The 26,118-nt window shown below is 61.6% G+C and carries 26 protein-coding genes; 21 read left to right on the top strand and 5 right to left on the bottom strand.

Annotation, left to right across the window (positions count from 1 at the left end; genetic code table 11):
- Positions 1-9 precede the first annotated feature (9 nt).
- From gluQRS to H9642_RS11650, 15 genes are all read left to right on the top strand, one after another.
- Positions 10-900 carry a tRNA glutamyl-Q(34) synthetase GluQRS gene (gene gluQRS, locus H9642_RS11720; protein ID WP_251836628.1) on the top strand — a complete coding sequence of 297 codons (891 nt, stop codon included), beginning with the start codon at positions 10-12 and terminating at the stop codon, positions 898-900.
- Between the two features lie 195 nt (positions 901-1,095).
- Positions 1,096-1,272, top strand: coding sequence for a hypothetical protein (locus H9642_RS11715; RefSeq protein WP_251836627.1), 177 nt, complete (start codon positions 1,096-1,098; stop codon positions 1,270-1,272).
- On the top strand, positions 1,256-4,210 hold the full coding sequence (locus tag H9642_RS11710; protein ID WP_251836626.1) for a sensor histidine kinase: 2,955 nt from the start codon (positions 1,256-1,258) through the stop codon (positions 4,208-4,210). The genes H9642_RS11715 and H9642_RS11710 overlap by 17 nt, the downstream gene beginning before the upstream one ends.
- A gap of 30 nt (positions 4,211-4,240) precedes the next feature.
- Positions 4,241-5,656, top strand: coding sequence for a sigma-54-dependent transcriptional regulator (locus H9642_RS11705; RefSeq protein WP_251836625.1), 1,416 nt, complete (start codon positions 4,241-4,243; stop codon positions 5,654-5,656).
- A gap of 667 nt (positions 5,657-6,323) precedes the next feature.
- Positions 6,324-7,727: a polynucleotide adenylyltransferase PcnB gene (locus tag H9642_RS11700; RefSeq protein WP_251836624.1), complete on the top strand. Its 1,404-nt coding sequence runs from the start codon at positions 6,324-6,326 to the stop codon at positions 7,725-7,727.
- Between the two features lies 1 nt (position 7,728).
- Entirely contained in the window at positions 7,729-8,229 is a 501-nt protein-coding gene (gene folK, locus H9642_RS11695) for a 2-amino-4-hydroxy-6-hydroxymethyldihydropteridine diphosphokinase (RefSeq protein ID WP_251836623.1), read from the top strand.
- Positions 8,230-8,375: 146 nt separating this feature from the next.
- Positions 8,376-9,176 carry a 3-methyl-2-oxobutanoate hydroxymethyltransferase gene (panB, locus tag H9642_RS11690; RefSeq protein ID WP_251836622.1) on the top strand — a complete coding sequence of 267 codons (801 nt, stop codon included), beginning with the start codon at positions 8,376-8,378 and terminating at the stop codon, positions 9,174-9,176.
- The gene (gene panC, locus H9642_RS11685; RefSeq protein ID WP_251836621.1) at positions 9,173-10,021 is read left to right on the top strand and encodes a pantoate--beta-alanine ligase; all 849 of its coding nucleotides are present in this window, start codon (positions 9,173-9,175) and stop codon (positions 10,019-10,021) included. The genes panB and panC overlap by 4 nt, the downstream gene beginning before the upstream one ends.
- Positions 10,022-10,117: 96 nt before the next feature.
- Positions 10,118-10,498, top strand: coding sequence for an aspartate 1-decarboxylase (gene panD / locus H9642_RS11680; protein ID WP_251836620.1), 381 nt, complete (start codon positions 10,118-10,120; stop codon positions 10,496-10,498).
- Between the two features lie 142 nt (positions 10,499-10,640).
- Positions 10,641-12,305: a glucose-6-phosphate isomerase gene (pgi, locus tag H9642_RS11675; protein ID WP_251836619.1), complete on the top strand. Its 1,665-nt coding sequence runs from the start codon at positions 10,641-10,643 to the stop codon at positions 12,303-12,305.
- Between the two features lie 176 nt (positions 12,306-12,481).
- Complete coding sequence (locus H9642_RS11670; protein WP_251836618.1) at positions 12,482-13,357, top strand: oxygenase MpaB family protein; 876 nt, start codon at positions 12,482-12,484, stop codon at positions 13,355-13,357.
- Positions 13,358-13,428: 71 nt separating this feature from the next.
- The gene (locus tag H9642_RS11665; protein WP_251836617.1) at positions 13,429-14,439 is read left to right on the top strand and encodes a class I SAM-dependent rRNA methyltransferase; all 1,011 of its coding nucleotides are present in this window, start codon (positions 13,429-13,431) and stop codon (positions 14,437-14,439) included.
- Positions 14,440-14,563: 124 nt separating this feature from the next.
- Positions 14,564-17,452, top strand: a complete 2,889-nt coding sequence (locus H9642_RS11660) for a DUF748 domain-containing protein (protein WP_251836616.1) — start codon at positions 14,564-14,566, stop codon at positions 17,450-17,452.
- 5 nt (positions 17,453-17,457) lie between these two features.
- Positions 17,458-17,763 (top strand): DUF2845 domain-containing protein, encoded by a 306-nt coding sequence (locus tag H9642_RS11655; RefSeq protein ID WP_251836650.1) that lies wholly within the window; start codon positions 17,458-17,460, stop codon positions 17,761-17,763.
- Positions 17,764-17,856: 93 nt separating this feature from the next.
- Positions 17,857-18,294, top strand: coding sequence for a group II truncated hemoglobin (locus H9642_RS11650; protein WP_251836615.1), 438 nt, complete (start codon positions 17,857-17,859; stop codon positions 18,292-18,294).
- Positions 18,295-18,301: 7 nt separating this feature from the next.
- On the opposite strand, the gene H9642_RS11645 is transcribed toward H9642_RS11650, so the two are convergent.
- Positions 18,302-18,733, bottom strand: coding sequence for a universal stress protein (locus H9642_RS11645; protein WP_251836614.1), 432 nt, complete (start codon positions 18,731-18,733; stop codon positions 18,302-18,304).
- Between the two features lie 136 nt (positions 18,734-18,869).
- Between H9642_RS11645 and H9642_RS11640 the strand changes: the two genes are divergently transcribed.
- The 4 genes from H9642_RS11640 (at position 18,870) to H9642_RS18345 (ending at position 20,879) form a co-directional block, all read left to right on the top strand.
- A complete protein-coding gene (locus H9642_RS11640) occupies positions 18,870-19,424 on the top strand; it encodes a magnesium transporter (RefSeq protein ID WP_251836613.1) in 555 nt (184 codons plus the stop codon).
- A 94-nt stretch (positions 19,425-19,518) separates the two neighbouring features.
- Entirely contained in the window at positions 19,519-19,980 is a 462-nt protein-coding gene (locus H9642_RS11635; RefSeq protein ID WP_251836612.1) for a YehS family protein, read from the top strand.
- A gap of 71 nt (positions 19,981-20,051) precedes the next feature.
- Positions 20,052-20,393 (top strand): YajD family HNH nuclease, encoded by a 342-nt coding sequence (locus H9642_RS11630; protein WP_251836611.1) that lies wholly within the window; start codon positions 20,052-20,054, stop codon positions 20,391-20,393.
- Between the two features lie 357 nt (positions 20,394-20,750).
- On the top strand, positions 20,751-20,879 hold the full coding sequence (locus tag H9642_RS18345; protein ID WP_286010301.1) for a hypothetical protein: 129 nt from the start codon (positions 20,751-20,753) through the stop codon (positions 20,877-20,879).
- A gap of 67 nt (positions 20,880-20,946) precedes the next feature.
- On the opposite strand, the gene H9642_RS11625 is transcribed toward H9642_RS18345, so the two are convergent.
- Entirely contained in the window at positions 20,947-21,825 is an 879-nt protein-coding gene (locus tag H9642_RS11625; RefSeq protein ID WP_251836610.1) for an EamA family transporter, read from the bottom strand.
- 89 nt (positions 21,826-21,914) lie between these two features.
- Between H9642_RS11625 and H9642_RS11620 the strand changes: the two genes are divergently transcribed.
- Together H9642_RS11620 and H9642_RS11615 are read left to right on the top strand one after the other, a co-directional pair.
- Positions 21,915-22,349: a GNAT family N-acetyltransferase gene (locus H9642_RS11620; protein WP_251836609.1), complete on the top strand. Its 435-nt coding sequence runs from the start codon at positions 21,915-21,917 to the stop codon at positions 22,347-22,349.
- 479 nt (positions 22,350-22,828) lie between these two features.
- Positions 22,829-23,050, top strand: a complete 222-nt coding sequence (locus tag H9642_RS11615; RefSeq protein WP_251836608.1) for a PFL_1563 family small protein — start codon at positions 22,829-22,831, stop codon at positions 23,048-23,050.
- Between the two features lie 18 nt (positions 23,051-23,068).
- On the opposite strand, the gene gpgF is transcribed toward H9642_RS11615, so the two are convergent.
- Genes gpgF through gpgS form a run of 3 tightly spaced genes read right to left on the bottom strand, consistent with a single transcriptional unit; the run spans position 23,069 to position 25,924 of the window.
- Positions 23,069-24,061, bottom strand: coding sequence for a glucosaminyl phosphatidylglycerol flippase (gene gpgF / locus H9642_RS11610; RefSeq protein ID WP_251836607.1), 993 nt, complete (start codon positions 24,059-24,061; stop codon positions 23,069-23,071).
- Positions 24,058-24,816 carry an N-acetylglucosaminyl phosphatidylglycerol deacetylase gene (gpgD, locus tag H9642_RS11605; protein ID WP_251836606.1) on the bottom strand — a complete coding sequence of 253 codons (759 nt, stop codon included), beginning with the start codon at positions 24,814-24,816 and terminating at the stop codon, positions 24,058-24,060. Before gpgD ends, gpgF begins: the two co-directional genes overlap by 4 nt.
- The gene (gpgS, locus tag H9642_RS11600; protein ID WP_251836605.1) at positions 24,809-25,924 is read right to left on the bottom strand and encodes an N-acetylglucosaminyl phosphatidylglycerol synthase; all 1,116 of its coding nucleotides are present in this window, start codon (positions 25,922-25,924) and stop codon (positions 24,809-24,811) included. Before gpgS ends, gpgD begins: the two co-directional genes overlap by 8 nt.
- Between the last annotated feature and the right edge of the window lie 194 nt (positions 25,925-26,118).

Genomic DNA, 26,118 nt, shown 5'->3' with positions numbered 1-26,118 from the left:
ATCACCGGCATGTCCAGCCTTCCTTCCCGCTACGTCGGGCGCTTCGCGCCGACACCCAGCGGCTTCCTGCATTTCGGCTCACTGGTCGCCGCCCTGGCGTCCTACCTCGACGCTCGCGCTTGTGGCGGTCGCTGGCTGCTGCGCATGGAAGATCTTGACCCCCCCCGTGAGGTGCCCGGCGCCCAGTCCGCCATTCTGCGCACCCTGGAGAATTACGGCTTCGAATGGGACGGTGAGCTGCTGCGCCAGAGCGGTCGACATGAGGCCTATGCCGAAGTAATCGAGCGTCTGCTGCAGCAAGGGCTGGCCTATGCCTGCACCTGTTCGCGCAAAGAGCTGGAGGGCCAGCCAGTCTATCCCGGCACCTGCCGCAACGCGCAGCATGATCGGCACAACGCGGCCATCCGCATTCGCGTGCCGGAGCTGGAATACCACTTCATCGACCGGCTCCAAGGCGAGTACCGGCAGCATCTGGGTCGCGACGTTGGCGACTTCATCATCCAACGGCGCGACGGCCTGTATGCCTATCAATTGGCCGTGGTCGTGGATGACGCCCTGCAGGGCGTGACCGACATTGTGCGCGGTGCCGACCTGCTGGATAACACCCCGCGGCAACTGTATCTGCAGGAACTGCTCGGCCTGCCCCAGCCACGCTACCTGCACATACCGCTGTTAATCCAGCCGGACGGCCACAAGCTCGGCAAGTCATTCCGCTCTCCGCCCCTGCCCACCGACCAGGCCGCGCCCCTGTTATGCCGCGCCCTGCGCGCCCTCGGCCAACCCGTCCCGGACGAGCTGGCACACAGCCTGCCGGGCGATGTACTGGCCTGGGGTATTACCCACTGGGATGCCACGCTGATTCCCCACCGCGCCACCCTGGCCGAAGCCGAGCTGCGCTGAGTCAATTTCATGCCATCTCGTAGAGGCTAATTGCGAGCGACTGCCGACGCCATAAAGCCACGAATCACCAGCACGCTGGCTTCTGTATGGTGTGCGTTGCACACCTCTTCCCGGGGACGGCGTCATGACAAAGCTGCAATTTAGGCGCGCAACGCTTATAACGTCAGCCAATAGCCCTGAGCCGCCTGAGCCTCTATGTACATCTATCGTCTGGTCCTGCTTCTGGTAGTGGGCATCTACCTGTTCTCACCCGCGATCATGGATTGGTGGATCCAACCCCACGGCGCCTGGTATCGCCCGTACCTGCTGTGGCTGATCCTGATCGTGGTGACCTTTTTGCTGCTGAGCCAACGCGATGCCGATGAGCTTTAACCTGAGTCAACTGCTGCTGATTAGCGCCCTCTATCTGCTGGCCCTGTTCAGCGTCGCCTGGTTGAGCGAACGCGGCGTGGTGCCGCGCTGGATGGTCCGCCATCCGCTGACCTACACCCTGTCGCTGGGTGTCTATGCCAGCGCCTGGGCCTTCTATGGCTCGGTCGGCCTGGCCTATCAGTATGGCTACGGTTTCCTGGCGTGCTATCTCGGCGTGACCGGCACCTTCCTGCTCGCGCCGGTGTTGCTGTACCCGATCCTGCGCATCTCACGCACCTATCAGCTGTCATCTCTGGCAGACCTGTTTGCCTTTCGCTTTCGCAGCAGTTGGGCCGGCGGGCTGACCACGCTGTTCATGCTGCTGGGCATCCTGCCGCTGCTGGCGCTGCAGATGCAGGCCGTGAGCGATGCCATCGGCATCCTTACCCGCGAACCGCTGCATGACCGCGTTGCGTTGAGCTACTGCGGGCTGATCATCCTGTTCACCATTCTGTTCGGCGCTCGTCACGTGTCGCCTCGGGAAAAGCACACCGGGCTGGTGTTCGCCATGGCCTTCGAGTCGACGGTCAAACTGGTCGCCCTGCTCAGCATCGGCCTGTATGCGCTGTATCAGGTGTTTGATGGCCCACAAGGGCTGGAAACCTGGCTGCTGACCAATCAAGAAGCTCTCAATACGCTGTATACCCCGCTGCAGGAAGGTCCGTGGCGCACCCTGCTGCTGGTGTTCTTTGCCTCGGCGATCGTCATGCCGCACATGTACCACATGACCTTTACCGAGAACCTCAACCCGCGCACCCTGGTCAGCGCCAGCTGGGGACTGCCGCTGTTCCTGCTGCTGATCAGCCTGCCCGTGCCCCTGATCCTGTGGAGCGGCCTCAAGCTGGGGGTAAACACCAACCCAGAATATTTCACCCTGGGCGTGGGCCTTGCGCTCAACAGCGAAACCCTGGCGCTGCTGGCTTATATCGGTGGCCTGTCCGCCTCCAGCGGCCTGATCATCGTTTCTACCCTGGCCCTGTCGGGCATGGCGCTAAACCATCTGGTCCTGCCGGTTTATCAACCCACTGCGGCGGGCAACATCTATCGCTGGCTGAAATGGACCCGACGCGCGCTGATTACCGCCATCATTCTCGGCGGTTATGGCTTTTATCTGCTGTTAGGCTCCAAGCCCAACCTGGCCAACCTGGGCATCGTCTCCTTCGTCGCCACCCTGCAGTTCCTACCCGGCGTACTCTCGGTGCTGTATTGGCAAACCGCCAACCGACGCGGTTTTATCGCGGGCCTGTTGGCCGGTTTCGCCGTCTGGACAGTCACCATGCTCTTGCCGCTGATCGGCAACTTGCAGGGCTTCTACATGCCCTACCTGGACATCGTCTATGTACTGGACGATACCAGCTGGCACCTGGCAGCCATTACCTCACTGACCGCCAATGTGCTGTTCTTCACGCTGATCTCCTTGTTCAGCGACCCCAGCGCCGAGGAGCAAAGCGCCGCCGAAGCCTGTGCGGTGGATAACGTGCGTCGCCCGCAACGCCGGGAGCTTCTCGCCACCTCGCCGCAGGATTTTGCCGCCCAGTTGAGCAAGCCGCTCGGGGCCAAGGCAGCGCAGCGCGAAGTCGAGCACGCGCTTAGCGACCTGCAGCTCCCCTTCGACGAACGCCGCCCCTACGCCCTGCGCCGCCTGCGCGACCGGATCGAAGCCAACCTGTCCGGCTTGATGGGCCCAAGCTTTGCCCAGGAAATCGTCGAGACCTTCCTGCCTTATAAATCCAGCAGCGAAGCCTATGTCTCCGAGGACATCCACTTCATCGAAAGCCGCCTGGAAGACTATCGCTCACAGCTCACCGGCCTGGCCGCCGAACTTGACAGCCTGCGCCGCTTCCACCGGCAGACCCTGCAGGATCTGCCGGTGGGCGTCTGTTCGCTGGCCAAGGATCGGGAAATTCTCATGTGGAACCACTGCATGGAAGAGCTCACCGGAATCGCCGCCCAACACGTACTGGGCGAACGTCTTTCGGCCATCGACGAACCCTGGCGCAGCCTGCTGACCGACTTCATCGACAGCCCAGCCGAGCACCTGCACAAGCACCGCCTGAGCGAAGACGGAGAAAATCGCTGGCTGAACCTGCACAAGGCGGCTATCGAAGAGCCACTGGCCTCGGGCAACAACGGCCTGGTGCTGCTGGTCGAAGACCAGACCGCCACCCGCGCTCTGGAAGACAAACTGGTGCATTCCGAGCGCCTGGCCAGCATTGGCCGCCTGGCCGCTGGCGTTGCCCATGAAATCGGCAATCCGATTACCGGCATCGCCTGCCTGGCCCAGAACCTGCGAGAGGAACGCGACGAAGACGGCGAAATCCGTGAGATCAGCCAGCAAATCATCGATCAGACCAAACGCGTGTCGCGCATCGTCCAGTCACTGATGAATTTTGCCCATGCCGGCGCCCTGCATAGTAATAATGAAGCCGTCAGCCTGGCGGCTATCACCCACGAAGCCATTGGCCTGCTGCAACTCAACCGGCGTAACGCCGCGGTGCAGTTCTTTAACCTGTGCGCCCCGGAGCACTGCGTTGAAGGGGACCCACAACGCCTGGCCCAGGTGCTGATCAACCTGCTGAGCAATGCTCGCGACGCCATGCCTGAGGGCGGCATCATCCGCATCAGCAGCGAGGCCGACGAACACACCGTAACCCTGAGCGTCGAGGACCAGGGCAGCGGTATTCCCAAAGCCATCATGGACCGACTGTATGAGCCATTCTTTACCACCAAGGACCCCGGCGCCGGCACTGGTCTGGGCCTCGCGCTGGTCTATTCCATTGTGGAAGAGCATTATGGACAGATCATTATCGACAGTCCGGTCGACCCCGAGAGCCAGCGTGGCACCCGTTTCCGGGTGACCTTGCCTCGCCATGTCGCAACGACCTCCGCCCCGTCCTGAGCCGTCGAGAAAGAGAGAGAACCGTACTCAATGCCGCACATCCTGATCGTCGAAGACGAAACCATCATTCGCTCCGCCCTGCGCCGCCTGCTGGAGCGCAACCAGTACGAAGTGAGCGAGGCGGGCTCCGTGCAAGAAGCCCAGGAGCGCTTTCGCATTCCGGATTTTGACCTGATCGTCAGCGACCTGCGCCTCCCCGGCGCCCCAGGCACCGAGCTGATCGGATTGGCCAAGGGTGCGCCCGTGCTGATCATGACCAGCTATGCCAGCCTGCGCTCGGCAGTGGATTCGATGAAGCTTGGCGCGGTGGACTACATCGCCAAGCCCTTCGATCACGATGAAATGCTCCAGGCGGTGGCGCGCATTCTGCGTGAACGCGAGCAACGCGCCAGCAGCACCGAGCCCCCCGCCAAATCGGCCGCGCGCACCGAGAAGCCGGCCGGCAGTGGTGAGATCGGCATCATCGGCTCAAGCCCGGCCATGGAAGACCTGTTCGGCAAGATCCGCAAGGTCGCGCCTACCGATTCCAACGTGCTGATCCAGGGCGAATCCGGGACCGGCAAGGAACTGGTGGCCCGTGCTCTGCACAACCTGTCGCGGCGCGCCAAGGCACCGCTGATCTCGGTGAATTGCGCAGCCATTCCGGAAACCTTGATCGAGTCCGAGCTGTTCGGCCACGAAAAGGGCGCCTTCACCGGCGCCAGCGCCGGGCGCGCCGGACTGGTGGAGGCCGCGCACGGTGGCACTCTGTTTCTCGACGAAATCGGCGAGCTGCCGCTGGAAGCTCAGGCCCGCTTGCTGCGCGTACTGCAGGAGGGCGAGATTCGCCGGGTCGGCTCTGTGCAGTCGCAGAAGGTCGACGTCCGCCTGATCGCAGCCACTCACCGCGACTTGAAGAATCTGGCCAAGACCGCCCAGTTCCGTGAAGACCTGTATTACCGCTTGCACGTCATTTCACTGAAACTGCCGCCACTGCGCGAGCGGGGCGCCGACGTCAGCGAAATCGCCCACACGCTGCTGGCTCGCCAGGCCGCGCAAATGGGGCGCGAAGACCTCAGGTTCACCATCGATGCGGAACAGGTGATTCGCCATTACGCCTGGCCCGGTAACGTGCGTGAACTGGAGAACGCTATCGAGCGGGCGGTGATTCTCAGTGAAGGCCCGGACATTTCCGCCGAGCTGCTGGGCATCGATATCGAGTTGGACGATCTGGATGATCTGGACGACGGTCTCTCCTCCCGCCCGTCAATGAGCGTCAGCACCAACGAACCGACCGAGAACCTGTCGCTGGAGGATTATTTCCAGCATTTCGTCCTCGAGCATCAGGACCACATGACCGAAACCGAATTGGCGCGCAAGCTGGGCATCAGCCGCAAATGCCTGTGGGAACGCCGTCAACGTCTGGGGATTCCACGCCGTAAGGCAGGCGCGACCAGCGGCTCCTGATCGATGCGGTAACACAACGGCTTGCCCACAAAAGTGTTACCTGCGCCACTCAAACGTAACGAAACCGGGTTTCAAAGTAACGGAGCCCGGTTTTTTTCTGCCTTCCAAAAGCCATGCAATTTAGCTAAACCATTGAAATATAAGAGATTTACCAATCTTGGCACGGCTTCTGCTTTACCCTAAGCACAACAACAATAAAAACCACACATCCATAGAATAAAAACAACACGTAACGACTCCAGCACAATAACGACAACAAGGCGGAGGCGCAGCTAACCGATTCTTTTGGAGACTTGCTTTTGGGGACTCCCCAACAACCGGATCGAGAACAATAAAACTGTCACCAGGCAGCGCCGAACAGGTTGGATCCTTTGATCAAAGCAGCACCAGCATCCAAAGCAATCCGTTTGCTATTGACTCCCGATCGGGAGGCATCCAAGGCCAGCAAGAGCCCACGATGCACCGGACAACAAGAACAACAAGGCCGGACAATAACAACAACAAATAAGCAACAATTCTTCTGGGGGAGCTGCGGCTCCCCCTGTCAATTCCCCTTGCGCAACCCTATTCGTTCCCCATCCCCCCTCCCGGTGCTAGAATCCTCGGCCATCCGGTGGTTATTGCCCTTCTGGCTGCCCCTTCTTATTCGCAAAACAGTTGCCGTCCCATGCTGAAGAAGCTGTTCAAGTCTTTTCGTTTTCCCCTGCGCCGCGCCGCGCATCCTCGCACCACCCCTGAAGTGCTCAGCAGCCGCCAGCATTCGCTGACACGCTCGCGCATCAGCCGCAATGCGGTCAATGTGGTCGAACGCCTGCAGCAGGCCGGCTACCAGGCTTATGTAGTAGGCGGCTGCGTACGCGACCTGCTCTTGAACCTGCCTCCCAAGGATTTCGATGTGGCCACCAGCGCCACGCCTGAACAAGTGCGCGCGGAGTTTCGCAACGCCCGCGTGATTGGCCGACGCTTCAAGCTGGCCCATGTGCATTTCGGACGCGAGATCATCGAGGTTGCCACCTTCCGCGCCAACCACCCGCAAGCCGATGATGACGAGGAAGAAAACAATTCCCACTCGGCGCGCCACGAAAGCGGCCGCATCCTACGCGACAACGTCTACGGCACGCTGGAAGACGATGCCCAGCGCCGCGACTTCACCATCAATGCCCTGTACTACGACCCCCGTACCGAGCGCATTCTCGATTACGCCCAGGGCGTACACGACATCAAGAACCGGCTGGTGCGCCTGATCGGCGATCCTGAACAGCGTTACATGGAAGACCCGGTGCGCATGCTGCGTGCCGTGCGTTTCGCCGCCAAGCTCGACTTCGCCATCGAACGGCACAGCGCTGCACCCATCCGCCGCCTGGCACCGCTGTTGCGTGACATTCCCGCCGCCCGCCTGTTTGAAGAAGTGCTCAAACTGTTCCTCGCTGGACGGGCCGAGCGCACCTTCGACCTGTTGATCGAGTTTGACCTGTTTGCCCCGCTGTTTCCCGCCAGCGCTGCAGCCCTCAAAGAGCAGCCTGAATACGCCGACAAACTGATCCGCCAGGCGTTGATTAATACCGATGAGCGCATTCGCCAGGGTAAGCCGGTCACCCCGGCCTTTCTGTTCGCCACGCTGCTCTGGCCCGCCCTGCCCGCCCGCGTGCTGGACATGCAGGAGCGTGGCATGCCGCCCATTCCGGCCATGCAGGAAGCGGCCCACCAGCTGATCAGCGAGCAGTGCCAACGCATTGCCATTCCCAAGCGTTTCACCCTGCCGATTCGCGAAATCTGGGACATGCAGGAACGCCTGCCTCGCCGTCACGGCAAACGCGCCGACGTGCTGTTGGAAAACCCGCGCTTTCGCGCCGGCTACGATTTCCTGTTGCTGCGTGAAAGCGCTGGCGAGCAAACCGACGGCCTCGGTGACTGGTGGACCGATTACCAGGAAGTCAGCGACAGCGAGCGACGCAATATGATTCGCGCCCTGAGCAGCAAGGACGAGCGCAGCGGCGCGCCCCGCAAACGTCGCCGCAGCGGTGGACGCAAGCGCCGTCCCGAACCGGGCGGCAACCCGACAGGCGAGTGACATGGAGCGGGTATATATCGGTCTGGGCAGTAATCTCGAGCAGCCCCTGCAGCAGTTGCGCGCGGCGCTCGCAGCCCTGGCAGAACTCCCGCAAACCCGACTCGACGGCGTGTCTTCTTTTTATGCCAGCGACCCGCTCGGCCCACCTGATCAGCCACGTTATGTGAATGCAGTGGCAGCCCTGGATACTGAACTGGCGCCCCTGCAGCTACTGGATGCCCTGCAGCGCATCGAGCAACACCAGGGTCGGGTACGCAAAGCCCAGCGTTGGGGACCGCGCACGCTGGATTTGGATATCCTGCTTTTCGGTGATCGCCAACTGCACGACGAGCGCCTGACCGTGCCCCACTACCATATGCATGCGCGGCCCTTCGTCCTTTATCCGCTGGCCGAGATCGCTCCTGAACTGCACCTACCCGATGGTCGTCCGCTCAGCACCCTGCTGGATCAGTGCCCATTTCAGGGCCTGGAGCGTTTGCCAGCAGTTGCGCAAAGCGGATAACCGCTGTGAATTCGAGTAACACCCGCAATTGACTTCGCGCCTGCCCATCACGACTATAAGCGTCCCAATGCCCAGTACCGGCACCTCATAACGTGCCGACCCAGAGCGCCCGCGGCCCGCGAAACGCTCTGCGAAGAGGACTCACCATGCCCGCTATCACCCTGACCACCTTGCAAAGCCTGAAACAGAAAGGCGAAAAAATCGTCATGCTGACGTGCTATGACGCGACCTTCGCCGCTGCCGCGAACGCCGCCGGCATCGAAATGCTGCTGATCGGCGACTCGCTTGGCATGGTCCTGCAAGGTCACGACAGCACCCTGCCGGTCAGCGTCGGCGACATTGCCTACCACACGGCCAGCGTCAAACGCGGCAATCAGGATGCACTCATCGTCGCAGACTTGCCGTTCATGGCCAACGCCTCGCTTGAGCAAACCCTGCTCAACAGCGCCGAGCTGATGAGGGCCGGTGCGCACATGGTCAAGGTGGAAGGCGCTGGCTGGCTCGCCGAGCCCATTCGCCAACTGGCGGACCGCGGCATTCCCACTTGTGTGCACCTGGGGCTGACCCCGCAAACTGTCAACGTGCTTGGCGGCTACAAAGTGCAAGGTCGCAGCGAAGCCCAGGCCCGCCAGCTACGCGCCGATGCCATTGCTCTTGAACAGGCCGGCGCGGCCATGCTGTTGCTCGAATGCGTACCCAGCGATCTGGCCGCCGAGATCAGTCAGTCGGTGTCGATTCCCGTAATTGGCATTGGCGCCGGTAGCGGCACAGATGGCCAGGTGCTGGTCCTGCACGACATGCTGGGGCTGTCACTGACCGGTCGCACGCCCAAGTTCGTGAAAAACTTCATGGCCGGCCAACCCAGCATTGTCGAGGCGCTGCGCGCCTACACCCAGGCCGTCAAGGCGGTCACTTTCCCCGCTCCCGAGCACGAATTCAGCGCATGAAAACCGTTACTACCGTTCATGAATTGCGCGCTGCCGTGGCCCAGGCCCGCAGCGTCGGCAAGCGCATCGCCCTGACACCGACCATGGGCAACCTGCACGAAGGCCACATTGCGCTGGTCCGGCAGGCCGTTGCCCACAGCGAGTTCGTGGTGGCGAGCATTTTCGTCAACCCGCTGCAGTTCGGGGCCAACGAAGACCTGGACACCTACCCGCGCACCCTCGCTGCCGACCAGGAAAAACTGGCCGCTGCCGGTTGCGCGCTGCTGTTCGCGCCCGGCGTCGCAGAAATGTATCCAAACGGGATGGATGACCAAACCCGGGTGGTGGTGCCCCGCGTAACCGAGGGTCTGTGCGGCGCCAGCCGTCCCGGCCATTTCGACGGTGTTTCCACCGTAGTCTGCAAACTGTTCAACATGGTCCAGCCCGATCTCGCGATTTTCGGCGAGAAGGATTACCAGCAATTGGCGGTGATCCGCACCATGGTCCGCGACCTGAACCTGCCGATCGAGATCCAGGGCACGCCCATCGTTCGCGCCGCCGACGGCCTGGCCTTGTCCTCGCGCAATGGCTATCTGGATGAAGCCCAGCGCCAGGCCGCGCCAGCGCTTTACCGCAGCCTGAACCACATCGGCAACGCCCTGGCCGCCGGTGCCAACGACTTCGCCACCTTGATTGCCGAAGCCAGAACACTCCAGGAACAGGCCGGCTTTCGCCCGGACTACCTGGAAATCCGCGAAGCCGAGACACTGCGACCGGCCATCCCTCAGGACCGGCAACTGGTGATTCTGGCTGCCGCTTACCTGGGCAGCACGCGTCTGATCGACAACCTGACCATCAATCGTTAATCCCCGCCTCGGCGGCCGATTGCCCACCTTGTCCGGTCACCGGGCTTGGGGCACACTCTGCCGCCGTTTTGCGGCACCTGATGAGGAAACCCCGTCATGCATGCCATCATGCTCAAGGCCAAACTGCACCGCGCCATCGTCACCCACGCCGTGCTGGACTATGAAGGCTCCTGCGCCATTGATGGCGACTGGCTGGACCTGTCCGGGATCCGCGAATACGAGCAGATCCAGCTGTATAACGTGGACAATGGCGAGCGCTTCACCACTTATGCGATTCGTGGCGAAGCCGGCTCAAGGATCATTTCCGTCAACGGCGCCGCAGCCCACAAGGCGGATGTCGGCCATCGCCTGATTATTTGCGCCTACGCCCACTACAGCGAAGCCGAACTGGACAGTCACCAGCCCCGCGTGTTGTACATCGGCGCAGATGGCGACCTGAGCCACACCAGCAACGCCATACCAGTCCAGCTGGCCTGACACCGGGGCGACCTTCGGTCGCCCCGATGAACGCCCTCGGTGTTTGGCTCTCCAAGGGAAGTGGCGGTGCGACCATGCGCGCTGCCTGCAGGAATTTTCCGAACGCGCGAAGGTTCGCGCGCCACCGCACAGGAAGCCGGACATGGCGTACTACCAAACCCCACCCGATATCACCCGACTGCCAGCTTGGCAGGCACTGAGCGAACACCGCCAGGCCATGCGCGCGTTCAGCCTGCGCGAGGCGTTCGCCGAGCAACCGCAGCGCTTTACCGACTTCTCGTTGACCGCCTGCGGATTGTTTCTTGATTACTCGAAGAACCTGATCACCGAGGATACCGTCGCGCTGCTGATGCGCCTGGCCCGCGAGGCCGGCCTCGAAGACGCCATTCAGGCCCAGCTGGACGGTGAAACCGTCAACGCCTCGGAACGCCGCCCTGCGCTGCACACAGCCCTGCGTCGCCCCATCGGTGAGCAGGTCCTGGTCAACGGCGAGGATGTGATGCCCGACGTGCACCGCGTGCTGGGGCAGATGACCGACCTGGTAGGACGAATCCATAACAACCTGTGGCGCGGCTACAGCGAAAAGAGCATTACCGATGTGGTGAACATCGGCATTGGCGGCTCCTTTCTGGGGCCGGAGTTGGTTTCCGAAGCCCTATTGCCCTTCGCCCAGCGCGGCGTACGTTGCCATTACCTGGCGAATATCGATGGCAGCGAATTTCGCGAAGTAACCGCCCGGTTGAATGCCGAAACCACGCTGTTCATCGTCTCCAGCAAGTCCTTCAATACCCTGGAAACCCTCAAGAACGCCCAGGCGGCGCGCACTTGGTACCTGGCCAGCGGGGGCTCGGAACAGAAGCTTTATCGGCACTTTATCGCCGTGACCAGCAACCGTCAGGCAGCCATCGATTTCGGCATCAGCGAAAAGAACATCTTCCCCATGTGGGACTGGGTGGGCGGGCGCTATTCACTGTGGTCGGCCATCGGTCTGCCCACTGCCCTGGCCATCGGCATGGCCAACTTCAAGGAGCTGCTGACCGGCGCCTATTGCATGGATCAGCACCTGCGCGAGACGCCTTTCGAGCAAAACATGCCCGTGCTGCTGGCCATGCTCAGCCTCTGGTACAGCAATTTCTGGGGCGCGCAGAGCCATGCCTTCCTGCCCTACGACCACAACCTGCGCAACTTCGTTAAGCACCTGCAGCAGTTGGACATGGAGTCGAATGGCAAGAGCGTGCGTCAAGACGGCAGCCCGGTGACCTGCAGCACAGGCCCGGTGATCTGGGGTGGCGTCGGCTGCAACGGCCAGCATGCGTACCATCAGTTGCTGCACCAGGGCACGCTGCTGATTCCCGCGGACTTCATCGTCCCGGTGGTCAGCTACAACCCGCTGGCCGATCACCATCATTGGTTGTATGCCAACTGCCTGTCGCAGAGCCAGGCGTTGATGCTCGGCAAGACCCGCGCCGAAGCCGAAGCCGAGCTGCGCGCCCAAGGGCTGTCGGAGGAGGAAGTACAACGCCTGGCACCGCACAAGGTGATTCCCGGCAATCGACCGAGCAACACCCTGGTGGTCGAACGCATCGATCCGCGCCGTCTCGGCGCCCTGGTGGCGCTCTACGAGCACAAGGTCTTCGTGCAAAGCGCGCTTTGGGGCATCAACGCCTTCGACCAGTGGGGCGTGGAATTGGGCAAAGACCTGGGCCGCAACGTCTACCAGAGCCTGGTCGGCAGCCAGGACGCCAACGGTGAAGACGCCTCGACCCGAGGCCTGATCGAGTATTTCCGGAGCCGCCACCGGGGGTGACGGCGGCAAATGCAAGGGCGAAGGACGTGTGCAGCCGATCAGCTGTGCACCCAACCCGACGCCCTGCACGCCTGGCCTGCCTCTGCAGGCTACCCTGAGCTCACACGCAGGATGCTTCCACCGTCCATTTGCTGCTCTGGTCTGCGGGTCTCAGGCTAGAGCGCGAGGCCGTTTTTATGGAATACCTACGTCAACGCATTGAACGCCAGGTGCTCAGCCTCACCGGGCTGGCCTTGGGCGGTGTCGATTTCGAGAATCCCAAGGGCGATCCGGGCTTGTTCGGACCCGACTCAGCCTGCTGGAAGGTGCATAGCGATTTCACCTCGATGCTGATCGGTGGGGTTTCCGCCCTGATGCTACAGATGCTCCACCCTCTCGCCCTTTCCGGCGTCTGGGACCACTCGAATTTTCGCCAGGACATGCTCGGCCGTTTGCGCCGCACCGGGCAGTTCATTTCCGGTACCACCTTTGCCAGTCGCGCCGACGCCGAGCGCCTGATCGCCCGAGTGCGACGCATCCATGACCACATCACCGGCGTAGCCCCCGATGGCCGCCCCTATGCCGCCAATGATCCTGCGCTACTCACCTGGGTGCATGTAGCCGAGGTGTACAGTTTCCTGCAATCGCACCTGCGCTACCGCAATCCGGCGATGCCGGGCCATGAGCAGGATCGCTACTACAATGAAATCGCCCTGGTCGGTGAACGCCTCGGTGCTCGCGACATCCCACGCACCCGTCAGCAAGTGGCCGACTATTTCCAGGCCATGCGCCCGCAGTTGCTCTGTGACGAGCGCTGCCGTGAAGTCATGCGCGTCCTGCTCAATGCGCCCGCCCCCAATACTCTGAGCAAACCGATGGGCGCCTTGATGCTGCGCGCCGGTATCGACTTGCTCCCCGGATGGGCAGCCGTCCAGCTGGGCTTTCATCAGGGCAATCGCCGGCGCTATTGGATACGCACCGCCGTATTGCATAGCGCCCCGGTGTTGCGCTGGGCTGTGCGCAACGGCTCGATCCACCGCGCACGACGCCGATTGGGCTTGCCCAACAGCTAATCGCCAGCCCGGCGGCGTGGCGCCGGGTTTTCTTGTAAAATGCGCACCTTCCCCTCCCGAGACCGCCGCGCATGCCCTCTCTTGACCAGGCGCTGCGCGCCGCCCTGGACGCTCGTCGCCCTTTGCTGGACGAACTGCACGCTCAAGGTACCGACTGCTACCGCCTCTTCCATGGCAGCCAGGAAGGCGTTCCCGGCCTGACCATTGACCGCTATGGCCCGCAACTGTTGATCCAGAGTTTTCATCAGCCTCTGGACGTCGCTCTGCTGCCGAGGCTCAGCGCGCAGATCGACGCCTCTCTCGGCACACCGCTACTGATGGTCTACAACGATCGCTCCCAGGGCCATTCACGCATCGACCGCGCAGCCCATCAGCCGGAGCCGGCGGCGCTGGCTGAACTGGTCGGCCATGAATGGGGCCTCAACTACCGGGTGCGCGGTCGCCATGCGGGCCAGGACCCGCTGCTGTTTCTCGACCTGCGCAACGCTCGCGGCTGGGTCAAACAGCACGCGGCTGGCAAGTCGGTGCTCAACCTGTTTGCGTACACCTGCGGCGTTGGCCTGTGCGCCAGTGCGGGCGGCGCCAGCGAGGTATGGAATCTGGATTTCGCCGCCGGCAACCTGGCCGTCGGTAAGGAAAACGCGGCCCTCAACCCGCAATTGCCGGCCATGCGGTTTATTCAGTCCGATTATTTCTCGGCCATCCGCCAGCTCGCCGACCTGCCCATTGCCCACCGTCGCGGTCACCGCCTGCCCTCTTACGAACGACTGGAGCAACGCCAATTCGACTTGGTGTTTCTCGACCCGCCCGCCTGGGCCAAGAGCGCCTTTGGCACCGTCGACCTGCTGCGCGACTATCAAAGCCTGCTCAAGCCCGCGCTGTTGACCACTGCCGAAGGCGGCGTGCTGGTGTGCAGCAACAACCTGGCCAAAGTCGATATGGGTGAATGGCGCGATCAGGTCATGCGTTGCGCAAGCAAGCTGGGGAGACCGGTACGGGATTGCCAGCCGATTTTCCCGGCTGCGGATTTTCCGTCGAGAGACGGCCACGCACCGTTGAAAACCCTGATTTTGCACCTCTGAGGTTTTCACTCTGGCAACCGCCGGGAGAAGGAACCCGCCGCAACACATAATGGACCACCGTCATTCTGACTCTCTCAGGGCCTGCCATACTCGTGCCGTCTTTACTGGAATGAATGGCGCCGCTATGTCGAAAGGATTGATTCGTACCGGCTGGGTACTGCTGGTCGCGCTCTTGGTCTACAGCCTGATCGGCTTTCTGATTCTGCCGGGCATCGCCCTGCGCATTGCCAATCAGCAACTGGCCCAGTACGCCACGGTGCCGGCCACGCTGGAGCGCCTCGAATTCAATCCCTTTACGCTGACTCTGGACCTACACAACCTGCGGCTGGGGGAAGCCGAGGCACCCCAGGCAGCTTTCGAAGCGCTGCATGTGGACCTGGAATGGGACAGTCTGTGGCAGCGAACCCTGCACCTGGCTGACGTGCGCCTGCTGCGCCCCCACAGCGAAATCCTGTTTGCCAAGGACGGCAGCCTGAACCTGGCCCAGCTGTTTGAGCTACCCACCAGCGAAGCGCCCGAACCCGCCGAGACTGAACCCAGCGAACCCTTCCCTCTGCGCATCGACCGCCTGCTGCTGGAGCGCGGCCTGGTGCATTTCCAGGATCAACGCCCCAGCGAGCCCATCGACTTCGTCTACGATCCGCTCGACTTCGAGCTGCATAACCTGGCCACCCGTGTCGATGGCGATGCCGACGCCAGCCTCTCGGCGAGTGGGCCGGATGGCGGGAACATCGCCTGGCAGGGCCGCTTCGACCTGTCACCCTTTACCTCCGAGGGTCGCTTTCAAGTGACCGATCTCACGCTGAAGACCTTCTGGCCTTATGTGCAGGACATGCTGCCCCTGCATCTGCAGCAGGGCGCGCTCAATCTGCACAGCGATTACCGCCTCGACCTCAGCGAAACCACCCAACTGCAACTCAGCAACGCCCGTGTGCAACTGGCACCGTTCGCCATTGACGGGCCCGATGGACAGCCCTTGCTGCGCCTGGAAGACCTTGATGCGCAGCAGGTATCACTGGATCTGGCCGAGCAACGTGTGGTCATCGGACAGCTACGCAGCACCCAACTCGAAGCCTGGGCCAGTCGTGAAGCCGACGGTCAGATCAACTGGCAGACGCTACTGGCCGGCGACGAAACGCCCACCCGCGATGACGCAGCCGACAGCGAATCCGGCAAATCCTGGCAGGTGCTGCTCCAGGATGGCCAGTTGCGCGGCTATCGGGTGCATCTCACCGATCGGGTTCCGGAGCAGGACGTCGAGCTGCTGGTCGGCCCACTGGATGTGGATGTACAACAACTCGACAGCCTGGGCCAATCACCTTTCCAACTCCGGCTGGACACAGGCCTGGGCGAACAGGGTCGATTGCACGCCGAAGGCGAGGTACAACTCAGTCCGGTCAGCGCCCGACTCAAGGTCAATACCCAGGACATCGACCTGCGCCTGGCTCAGGCCTACCTGAGCCCGTTCGTGCGCCTGGAATTGCGCAGCGGGCAGTTGGCCAGCGAGCTGGACGTGCGTCTGGACAGCATCGAGCCGTTAGCGATGCAAATCACCGGCAATGCCGAGGTTGATCAGTTGCATACTCTGGATACCCTCAAGGAACGCGACTTCGTCAAATGGCAGCGCCTGCAGCTCCAAGGCCTCGACTACCGCCACGACGACAGCCTGAACATTGCCAGCATTGATCTAAACGAGCCTTACGCGCGCTTCATCATTTACGAGGACCTGACCACCAACGTCGCCGAACTGATCGTCGAACAGCCAGCCGACCCGGCAGCGACTCCTGCAAGCGATACCGATGCGCCACCGCTGGGCATCCAGATCGGCGCCATTGTCATTCACAGCGGCTCGGCTAACTTCGCCGACTTCAGCCTGCAGCCCAACTTCGCCACCGCCATCCAAGAGCTCAACGGCACCGTCGGCACCCTGGACAACCGCGCCCAACAGCCGGCGGCGGTGAATATCACCGGCAAAGTGGACCGCTACGCGCCGGTCAGCATCACCGGTCGCCTGACGCCCTTCGATCCGTTGCACAGCCTGGACATCGCCACTTCGTTCAAGAACGTCGAGCTGACCACTCTGACGCCCTACTCGGGCAAATTCGCCGGCTATCGCATCCGCAAGGGGCGCCTCAATCTCGACCTGCACTACCGCATCGAGCAAGGCAGGCTCAATGCCGAAAATCATATGCTGCTCGAGAACCTGCAGCTCGGCGAGCGCGTCGACAGCCCGAGCGCCGTTGACTTACCGGTACGCCTGGCCGTCGCCCTGCTCAAGGACACCCAAGGGAATATCGACATCGCCCTGCCCATTCAGGGCGACCTGAACAATCCCGAATTCAGTGTCATGCCCATCATCTGGCAGACCTTGCGCAACCTGGTGCTGCGCGCCGTGCAAGCGCCCTTCAAATTCATTGCCGGATTGGTGAGCGGGGGTGACGATGACGATCTCAGCCAAATCAGCTTTGCCGCCGGCAGCAGCGAACTCGACAGCCGTGCTCGCCAACGTCTCGACGCCCTGGCGGCCGCCCTCAAACAGCGCCCCGCATTGCGCCTCGAAATCGAAGGCAGCAGCGCAGCAGCCAGTGACGGGCCACTGCTGGCCGAACGCCGCTTGCAGCGCGAGTACCAGGACCTGCTCTACAAGAGCCTGCAACGCCGCGGCAAGAGCGTCCCGGACGACCCTACCCAGCTGGAAGTAGACGAAGACACCCAGTCCGCCCTGCTGGGTGCCATCTACCGCAGCCGCCTGCAACGGCAACCGCCCGCCGAATGGCAGGAACTCGACGATCAGGAACGCGCTGAGCGCATGCGTCAGGAGGTCCTCGCCTCCTGGGCCGACAACCCGGCTCAGCTGCGCCGTCTGAGCCAACAGCGCGCGGCCAGCATCAAGGATTATCTGGTCGATCAGGGCGGTCTGGAGGATCGCCGGGTATACCTGCTCGATACCGTCGTTGGCGAAGCACAGGAAACAGGAGAGGTGGCCACGCTGATGCACCTGGACAGTGAATGAACATCATGACTCGCCTGGTGGTCGCTGCCGTATGCATGCTGCTTTTCAATAGCCCGCTCCAGGCAGCATCCACTTACCGCTGCGGCAGCCGCCTGGTCAGCCTGGATGACAGCGCCTTCGAAGTCCTGAACACATGCGGAGAGCCTGCCAGCCGACAAAGCATCGGTTACAAACTGCAGGCTGATGACTATGGCTGGCGCCAGGAGGTGTCGGTCGAGGAATGGATCTACGGGCCCAAAAACGGCATGTATCACTACCTGCGCTTCGAGGGAAATCGCTTGCGGCAAATCGACAGCAAACGTGGAAATTAGCGCGGGCCAGTTGCAGATGCCGACGCAGCTCAATCACACGGTGTGAGAAAAACCCCGCACTATGGCGGCAGCACTTTCCAAGCAGGTATGCACATGTCCCTCACTCAACAACCCCAATTCGGCGTCGGCGACGCCTCGTTTCAGGCGGCCGGCGCAGAGGCTGGTATCCGTCGTCTGGTAGCGGATTTTTATCGGATCATGGATCAGAAAAGCGCTGCGGCCTGTGTACGCAACCTGTACCCCGAAGACTTGAGCCTGGCTCGCGACAAGCTGGCCACGTTCCTGACCGGCTGGTTGGGCGGGCCACGTCGTTACGCCGAGCGTTTCGGGCCGATCAGCATTCCGCAGTTTCACACGCGCTGGAATATTACGCAGACGGAGCGCGATGCCTGGCTGGCGTGCATGCAGGACGCCATCGCCTTACAGCCTTATTCAGCGACATTTGCCGACTACCTGTTGGCCCAGCTACGGATCCCGGCCGAACGGGCACATCAGGCAAGCCAGCTGGCACGTGGCTGCCCGATGTCTTGACGCTGAGTTACTTGACCAGCAGTACCGGCACCGGCACTTCGTGAATCACCCGGGTGGCCACCGAGCCCATCAGCATGCCGGTGAAGCTGCCCAGGCCACGCGTGCCCATGACGACGGTGTCACAGCCCAGCTTCTTGGCAGCCAGGCCGATCTGCTCGGGGATGTTGCCCAGTGCCGTATGGGTTTGGTAGGTGATGCCGGCTGCTGCAAGCTGGGCCGCTGGCCACTCGAGAATCTTGCTGGCTTCGGCGCGTATCGAGTTTCCCACTTGTTCGATGATGTCGCCGGTCATGTATTCGCCGTACACCATGGGCTCGTGCTGCACGTTAATCAGATGCAACTCCAGGGTCGCATTGTATTCACGAGCGAAGTCTATGACGTACTGCAGCGCTCGCTTGGAACTGTCAGAGCCATCGAAGGCCAATAATACAGTGCGCATTGTGTTTCTCCTGTCTGAACTTACCCAAGCATAGCGCAGGGCAGAATCAGCCCAGAACCCCCGTGCTAGACTGCAGGGTGAGTCATTTTGACTCGTCTGCTTCACCAAGGATGGTTCATCGCCCTCGGAGGTGCTTATGAACCGCCATTACTACATCAGCAATAATCTGGATGATCTGGAACAGATCGAGCGTGAGCTCGAAGCCAGCGGCATCGCCACCGAACAGATTCATGTGCTGAGCGAGCAGGATGCGGCACTGGAACGTCATCACGTGCACAGCGTGCCCTCGGTGTTGAAAACCGATGTGGTCAATTCCGGTCGCCGGGGCCTGTACATCGGCTTGGCACTGGCCATTCTGGTGTTGCTGGTTGCTTACTTCAGCGGTTGGACAGACAGCCCGGCCGGCTGGGTTCCGTTCATTTTCCTGGCCTTGATCCTGCTTGGCTTCAGTACCTGGGAAGGCGGCCTGTTTGGCATTCAGACGCCCAACCAGTATTTCCGCCAACTACAGGATCGCTTGCGCGCAGGCGATCACGTCTTTTTCGTGGATGTCGAACCCTCCCAGGAGCCAGTGCTGGAGCGGATCATCCAGCAGCATCCGTACATGCAGCAGGCCGGAGTCGGCCAGGCCCGCCCGTACTGGATAATCGCCGGCCAGCAAACCTGGAACCGTTTCAGAAAGATGATCTGAGCATTGGGGTGCATCGACGGCTGGTTCACACGCCCCGGAGCCTGGCGTCCGGGCTGTATACTGCGCGGCCAAATTTCCCCCAGAGTGCCACCGAATGACCCACAACGACGTCCTGCGCAGTCTGCGTTACCTGCTCGACATCAGCGATGCCGAGCTGCAAAAGATCGCACAACTGGCCGGTTATCCGATTAATGAGTCGGATATCAGCGCTTACCTGCAGCACGAAGAAGACGAGGGTTATCAACCCTGCCCCGATTTGACCCTGGCTCATGTGCTCAATGGCCTGGTGATCTTCAAGCGCGGCCAGCGCCCGGACGCGCCTGTCGCCGAGGTGGAAACTCCGGTCACCAACAATCAGGTTCTCAAGAAACTGCGCGTCGCCTTCGAACTCAAGGATGAAGACATCCATGCCATGCTCGTCTCCGTTGGCTTGCCGATGGGCAAAGCCGAACTCAGCGCCCTGTTTCGCAAGCCCGGCCATAAAAACTATCGGCCCTGTGGTGATCAGGTACTGCGCAATTTCCTCAAGGGTCTGACCCAGCGCCAACGCGGCTGAGCGTATTGACTGAGGCGAATGTCCGACGTCAACTACACGCCTCTTCTTCACATCGTCGAGCAGGACTCGCCATGAGCAACAAATCGAGCATTCCCTACAGCCAGCGTGAACAGGGTTATCGGGAAAAAGCACTGAAAATGTACCCCTGGGTCTGCGGTCGCTGCGCGCGGGAATTTTCCGGCAAGCGGTTGAGCGAGCTGACCGTGCACCACAAGGATCACAATCACGACAATAATCCCGAGGACGGCTCGAATTGGGAGCTGCTGTGCCTGTTCTGCCACGATAATGAACACTCCCGCTACACCGACAATCAGTATTTCGCCGAAGCCACACCCGGCGGTGGCCAGGGGCCCAAGGAAACCTTCAAGGGGCTGGCGGGCCTGGCTGACCTGCTTAAAAGCAAACAGCAATAACAGGCTTTGATACCGCATAGCCGTCAGCACAGCCAAGCCTTGTGAATGCTGCTACGTTTTGGGCGATCGCCCTGAATGATGCGAGTCGCTCCGCCCGCAAAGCGGAGCGATCATCCGCTCCAGCGCATTGGCCAGGCGGGCCGGAGAGCCCTTCTTGGCGTCTGACTAACCGCTCCATTCCTGCCTCTTCGCACGGCTTTCAAGCCATTCCGTCGCACACCTACAACCTGAGCTAGCGACGAACTATTCTTGAAAGGAACGTTTTACAGGCTCATGCGGCCTGGGGAGGAAGGGTGACCGGGACGCCGGCTGCCGAAATGCACATGTTGACTCTTAATTTTCCAGAGGAAACAGGCCATGAAAAGTCACGACTCTCGCAAGCAAGCGAAGAAAAAACCGCTGAAGAATGCCAAGGAAAAACGCCTGGCCAAACACGCCAAGAAAACCGACACCAGCCTGCTAGGCAGTCACGGCGCAATGCCGTAAGGCATCATCAGTAACCCTCGCCCGATTAAGAGCGAGGGTTTTTATACCCGATCCGTTCCCTCCTGAACTAGCCGGCGCGCAACCTCCCGAACCACCGGGCACCAAACACATTGATCAGCAACCCCGCCATGACCAATACCGCGCCCACCCATTGCAGCGGCGCCAATCTTTCCCCAAGGAGCAGTGCCGAAGAGCCGATCCCCACCACCGGCACCAGCAGCGAGAAGGGTGCGACTTGAGTGGCCGGGTAGCGCGCCAGCAAACGCCCCCAGAGTCCATAACCCAGCATGGTGGCGACAAACGCCAGATAGGCGATGGCCAACAGCGAATCCAGACTGATGCCTCGTAGGGCTTGCTCCATGACGGCCGGCCCCTCCAGCCAGGCGGATAAGGCCAGAAACGGCACCGGCGGCACCAACGCTCCCCAGATCACCAGACCAAGAATATCCACCCGGCCAATGTGCCGCGTCACCACATTACCCAGCGCCCACATCGACGCCGCGCACAACGTCAGCAGAAAGCCCGCCAGGGTCATGCCCTCGCCGCCTTGCAGGCCAATCAGCGCCAACCCTGCGGCAGCCAGCAGCAAACCGAACAACGTGACCCGCCGTAGCCGCTCGCCCAGAAACAGTCCGGCGAACAGCAGCGTAAAGAATGCCTGCGCCTGTAATACCAGCGACGCCAACCCCGCCGGCATACCCACTGCCATGGCAGAGAACAAGAAGGCAAACTGGCCCAGCGAAAGGGTCAGGCCGTAGGCCAGCAACCAGCGCCACGGCACCTGTGGACGACGCATGAAGAAAATCGCGGGAAACACCACCAGTAAAAAACGCAAGGCGCCCAGCAGCAGCGGCGGTATGTCCTGCAGACCAACCTTGATCACCACGAAATTCAAGCCCCAGGCAATGATCACCACCAGGGCTAGCAGCAAATCCTTTAACGCCATCGGCGCACTCCGACTTATGGATCGGTCCCAGGCAGCAAAGCGACGCAGGTGCCTTAGAATACGGCCCCCAAGTCTCAATCCCGCGCACCATGTCCAACCTCAACATCAGCCAGCTCACCCCCGCCCAACGCCCCTTGCTGGACAAGTTCTACCGTGCCCAGCGCAGCCGCATGCGTACCGGCCAGGCGCAGCAGCTGTGGGTCGCCCGACGCGATGAGATCATCGCCGGGCTGTGCTTGACCCCGGTAGAGAATGGACACTGGCTCACCGGCCTATGGGTGGCCTCCCATGAGCGCGGCCGAGGAGTTGCCTCCCATCTGCTGCAGCGGGTTATCGCCCAGACAACCGAGCCGATCTGGCTGTTCTGCCATCCTGATCTGCAGATGTTTTACCAGCGCCTGGGTTTTCACCCCGATACGTCTCTTCCCTTCCCTCTGGCCGAGCGACTGAAGCGCTACCAGCAATGTAAACCCCTGCTATCCCTGAGTCGTCTGGCTGACAAAATTTATCCCGCGAGCATTTGAGCAAAGCTGTGCTCCCCAACCGATCGGCTAGCGGCCTGGAAACCGCGACGCAGAGCCAGTCAAGGCTTCACTCGAATCGCGGCTAAACGGCACAAATCCCGTCTATTTCGCTATTTTTCACGGCATTTTCTCTATCCTGCCTGGGCAACCAAACCACAAGTCGCTGGCTAATTGTCGCTCCGACGCGTATGGTGGAGCGGCTGTGTTGCATTTTCGGCCCCCAATTGTTCTGCGAATACCCGTTCGCCAACCGCAATCGTTCCTTAATGCAACCGGAGCGCAGACGAAGCGCAACAGCTTCACATGCCGCCCCTCCAGAGGCTTCACAGAAGGCCACCACTTCTTCACTCCCTCGCACATCTCCAACACGCAGGCGGTGAAGTTCACAACTCAATCGGCTAGCACTCAAACCGGCTCTTCGGCCGTTTTCGTGTTTTTTGCCGTTCAGGTGTTCACTTCTTCACTGAGGATCAGCAGACATGTCCACCAGCACACCCGCCAAAGCAGCCGTAAAAGCTCCTACTCGCATCAAAGGCTCCAATCGGACTTCCAAGCCCGCTGCAGCCACTTCCACCAGCGAATCCCTGGATGCCCAGATCGCCGCTTTCCTGAAGTCCGGCGGAGAGATCCAAGAAATCGACAAGGGCGTCAGTGGCCAATCCTGGGCACCCAAGCGCCACATCACCATCGGCAAGAAGTAAGCGGCACCACCGCACTGCTCAAGGCTGGCGAAAACGCACCAGTCTTCTGAGCAGCGGTCGCCCGGCCAGATGCAGGAATAAAGGCGCGCCTGCGATCAGATAGAAGTAGTAGGTCACCGCGCGCCAGATCAGAATCGCTGCCGCCGCGCTGGACTTGCCCACCATAGGCGTCAATAACGCCACCGAGGCCAGTTCAGCGCTGCCGGCGCCGCCCGGCAACAAGCTCAGTTGCCCCGCTCCCAGCGCCAGTACCTGAATCAGAAACGTCCATGCCCAGGGCAGCGCGCTGCCCAGCCCTCGCAGCGTCAGGTAAAGCACGCTGTAGCGCAGCAGCCAATGGGCCAGGGTAAGCAAGAACACGGCAAAAAGAATCCGCCGTGGCAAATGTAAGCTGTCACGCAAGGCGTTACGAAAACCCAACACCCGGCGCCCCCAGCGCAACCGTCGACGCCAGGACACGCCCAGACGCGCCAGCATATAACCGCTGAAGCGCAGCAGCACGCGGTGATACCAGGCCGCCAGGCCGATGAGCGCCAATCCCCCTCCCAGCAGCACCAAGCTGACTCCCAGCATCCAATCCAGCCGTGAGCTCAGCGCGTTGAACAGGCCGAACAGCAAAATACCCACCAGCGCACAGGCAAATACCAGCAGATCACCGAGTTGCTCCACGGCATAAATCGCCGTGCCTTGTGCAGGACGCACGCCATGGCGCATCAGCAGCGCCATCAGCGTCAAGGGTCCTCCTGCTCCGGCAGGCGTGGCGCAAATGGCAAATTCGGTGGCCATCACCACACCCAGTGCCCGGCCCTGCCCCAGCCGGCGCCAGCCCAGCAAGAGGCGCAAGCGCAACGCATTGAGATTCCAGCACAGCACGATCATGCCCAGCATGATCAGCAACAGACCTGGCGGAAAAGCTCGCAAGCGTTGCCACAGCTCCCCTCCGCCAAGCAACAGGGGAATCAGGGCGGCGGCCAGCAGCGCGCATAGCAACAGCCACAATCCGCGGCTCATGAAGCACCATGCCCGCCCGCCTGCCGTTCGATCCATTCCCGCTTGGTCAATGGCACCCGCCCCTCATCCAGCAAGCGCCGTATCACGGCCAGCCAATAATCACGGCTGGCCGGCTGGCGCAAATCCTGCGGATGCAGCCCCAAGCGCAGCACAGGCGAACACCTGTGGCGTCGCAACAGACGTTCGCAATAGCCTTTGGAAAGCCGGCGCCGCCACGCGCTGCGGCTGCTCATCACCAGGCCTGGAGCGACCAGCGGCCGGTGTTCGGGCAGCAAATACAGATGCCGAGCATCGCTGGTGTAGCGTAAACCCGTGCGACTCAACGCCTGACGCGTGCCGCTGCTCATCAGCCAACCAGGGGCCACAAAGCCCTGCAGCGGCCAACCAGAAAGGCGAAACGCCTCGATACCAGCCTCCAGCCGCGAGTACGCCTGGGCCTCGTCGAGCCGGTAGAACTCCCCTTCGTGGGTATACACCCGGCGTATGAACCATTCCCTGGGCGTACGCGGCGGTGGTTGATCGTCGCAATGAAACAAGCCATGCAGCACCAGTTCATCACCCAACGCCAGGCGTTGATCGAGCCGCTGGCGGAACCCGCCGTATTCCTGCAAAGGCTGGCAATGGTGAAAGTCGGGCACCACCAGCCAGGTCAGCGACACGTTCCAGGCATCCAGCGTAGCGAGCAGCGGTTGATAATCTGCCCAGGTTTGCGGCGCCACATCGTGCAGGACTGCCAGGAAATAACGCTCAGCCATGCACCACCGCCTCGAACGCGGTCGAGCCCAGCACCGCATGATAATGGGCGAGCAATCCGGCAATCACCGCATCCCAGGCATGCTGGGCCTCGACATGCTGGCGCGCCTGCTCGCCAATCAGCCGCGCATCGTCTTCGAACAGCTCACGCACCGCAGTAGCCATGGCTTTCCCGTCGTTGGGCCGACACAACCGCCCGCAATGGCTCGGAATGATTTCCGCCAGCGCACCGGCGCGTACGGCCACCACTGGTATTCCGCTGGCCATGGCTTCCAGCACGACCAGGCCGAAGGTTTCCTGATCGCCGGCATGCAGCAAGGCGTCACTGCTCGCCATCAGCCGCGCCACTTCGCCCAGCGGGCAGAAATGATTGATGACCGACACGTTATGCGGAACGCGGGTGGGCATGTCCGAGCCCACCAATAACAGGTGATAGCCCTTGCCCAGGTGCTGTACACACTCCAACAGGACCGGCAGGTTCTTTTCCCGCGAACCGCGCCCGGCGAAAACCAACAGCCGGACCGACTCCTCCAGCCCCAGCTGACGCTTGAGGTCGGTATCACGCAACTCAGGCCGGAAGGCATCCAGGTCCACGCCCAACGGCTGCACATAGACATTGCGCACCCCCAGCCGGCACAGCTTGTCGGCCATGACCCGGCTCGGCGCCAGCACCCGGTCAAAATTGCCGTACAGCCGAGCGACATAGGCATCCAGATTGGTGTCCAGCCAGGAGCCGATGCGGTTGCGCACCAGCAGCGGCAGGTCGGAGTGATAAAAACCTATCACCGGCACATCCTGACGTCGGCCGGCATCCAGGGCCGCCCAGGCGGTCAGGTAAGGGTCGCCCACTTCGATCACATCAGGCTGCAGAGCGCGCAGTACATTGCGCCAAGGTGTGCGGCGAATGGGAAAGCGGTACCCCTTGGCAAACGGCAGCGGCGGCGTGGGGATTTGATAAATCCCATCGTGCTGCCGATAGACATTGCCCGGGATCAGCAGGCTGTGCTGTACACCGGGGTACTGACGCAGCCGTCTATGTTTGGCATCCAGATAAGTGCGCACTCCGCCGCTGGCCGGCGCATAGAACATGGTCATATCGGCGATATGCACAGCTTCCTCCGTTCGGCTGCGGGCCGGATTGCGACAGGTTCATTCAAGCTGCCGACCCGCCACACATGGACCGTTACAGAAAAAAGTCGTTCGCTAAGGGGCTATCACCATTTCATCGCGACGAAACGGGATCAGCCACTAGCAGCGTAGCCCTGATTACGCGGCCATCCGCCCCGCGCGCTGTCATGCAGGCG

Origin of the sequence: Serpens gallinarum, assembly GCF_014836765.1 — a bacterium.
Taxonomy (GTDB): Bacteria; Pseudomonadota; Gammaproteobacteria; order Pseudomonadales; family Pseudomonadaceae; genus Serpens; species Serpens gallinarum.
Note: the sequence above shows the minus strand (reverse complement) of the source record. Positions and strands in the feature narration are given on the sequence as shown.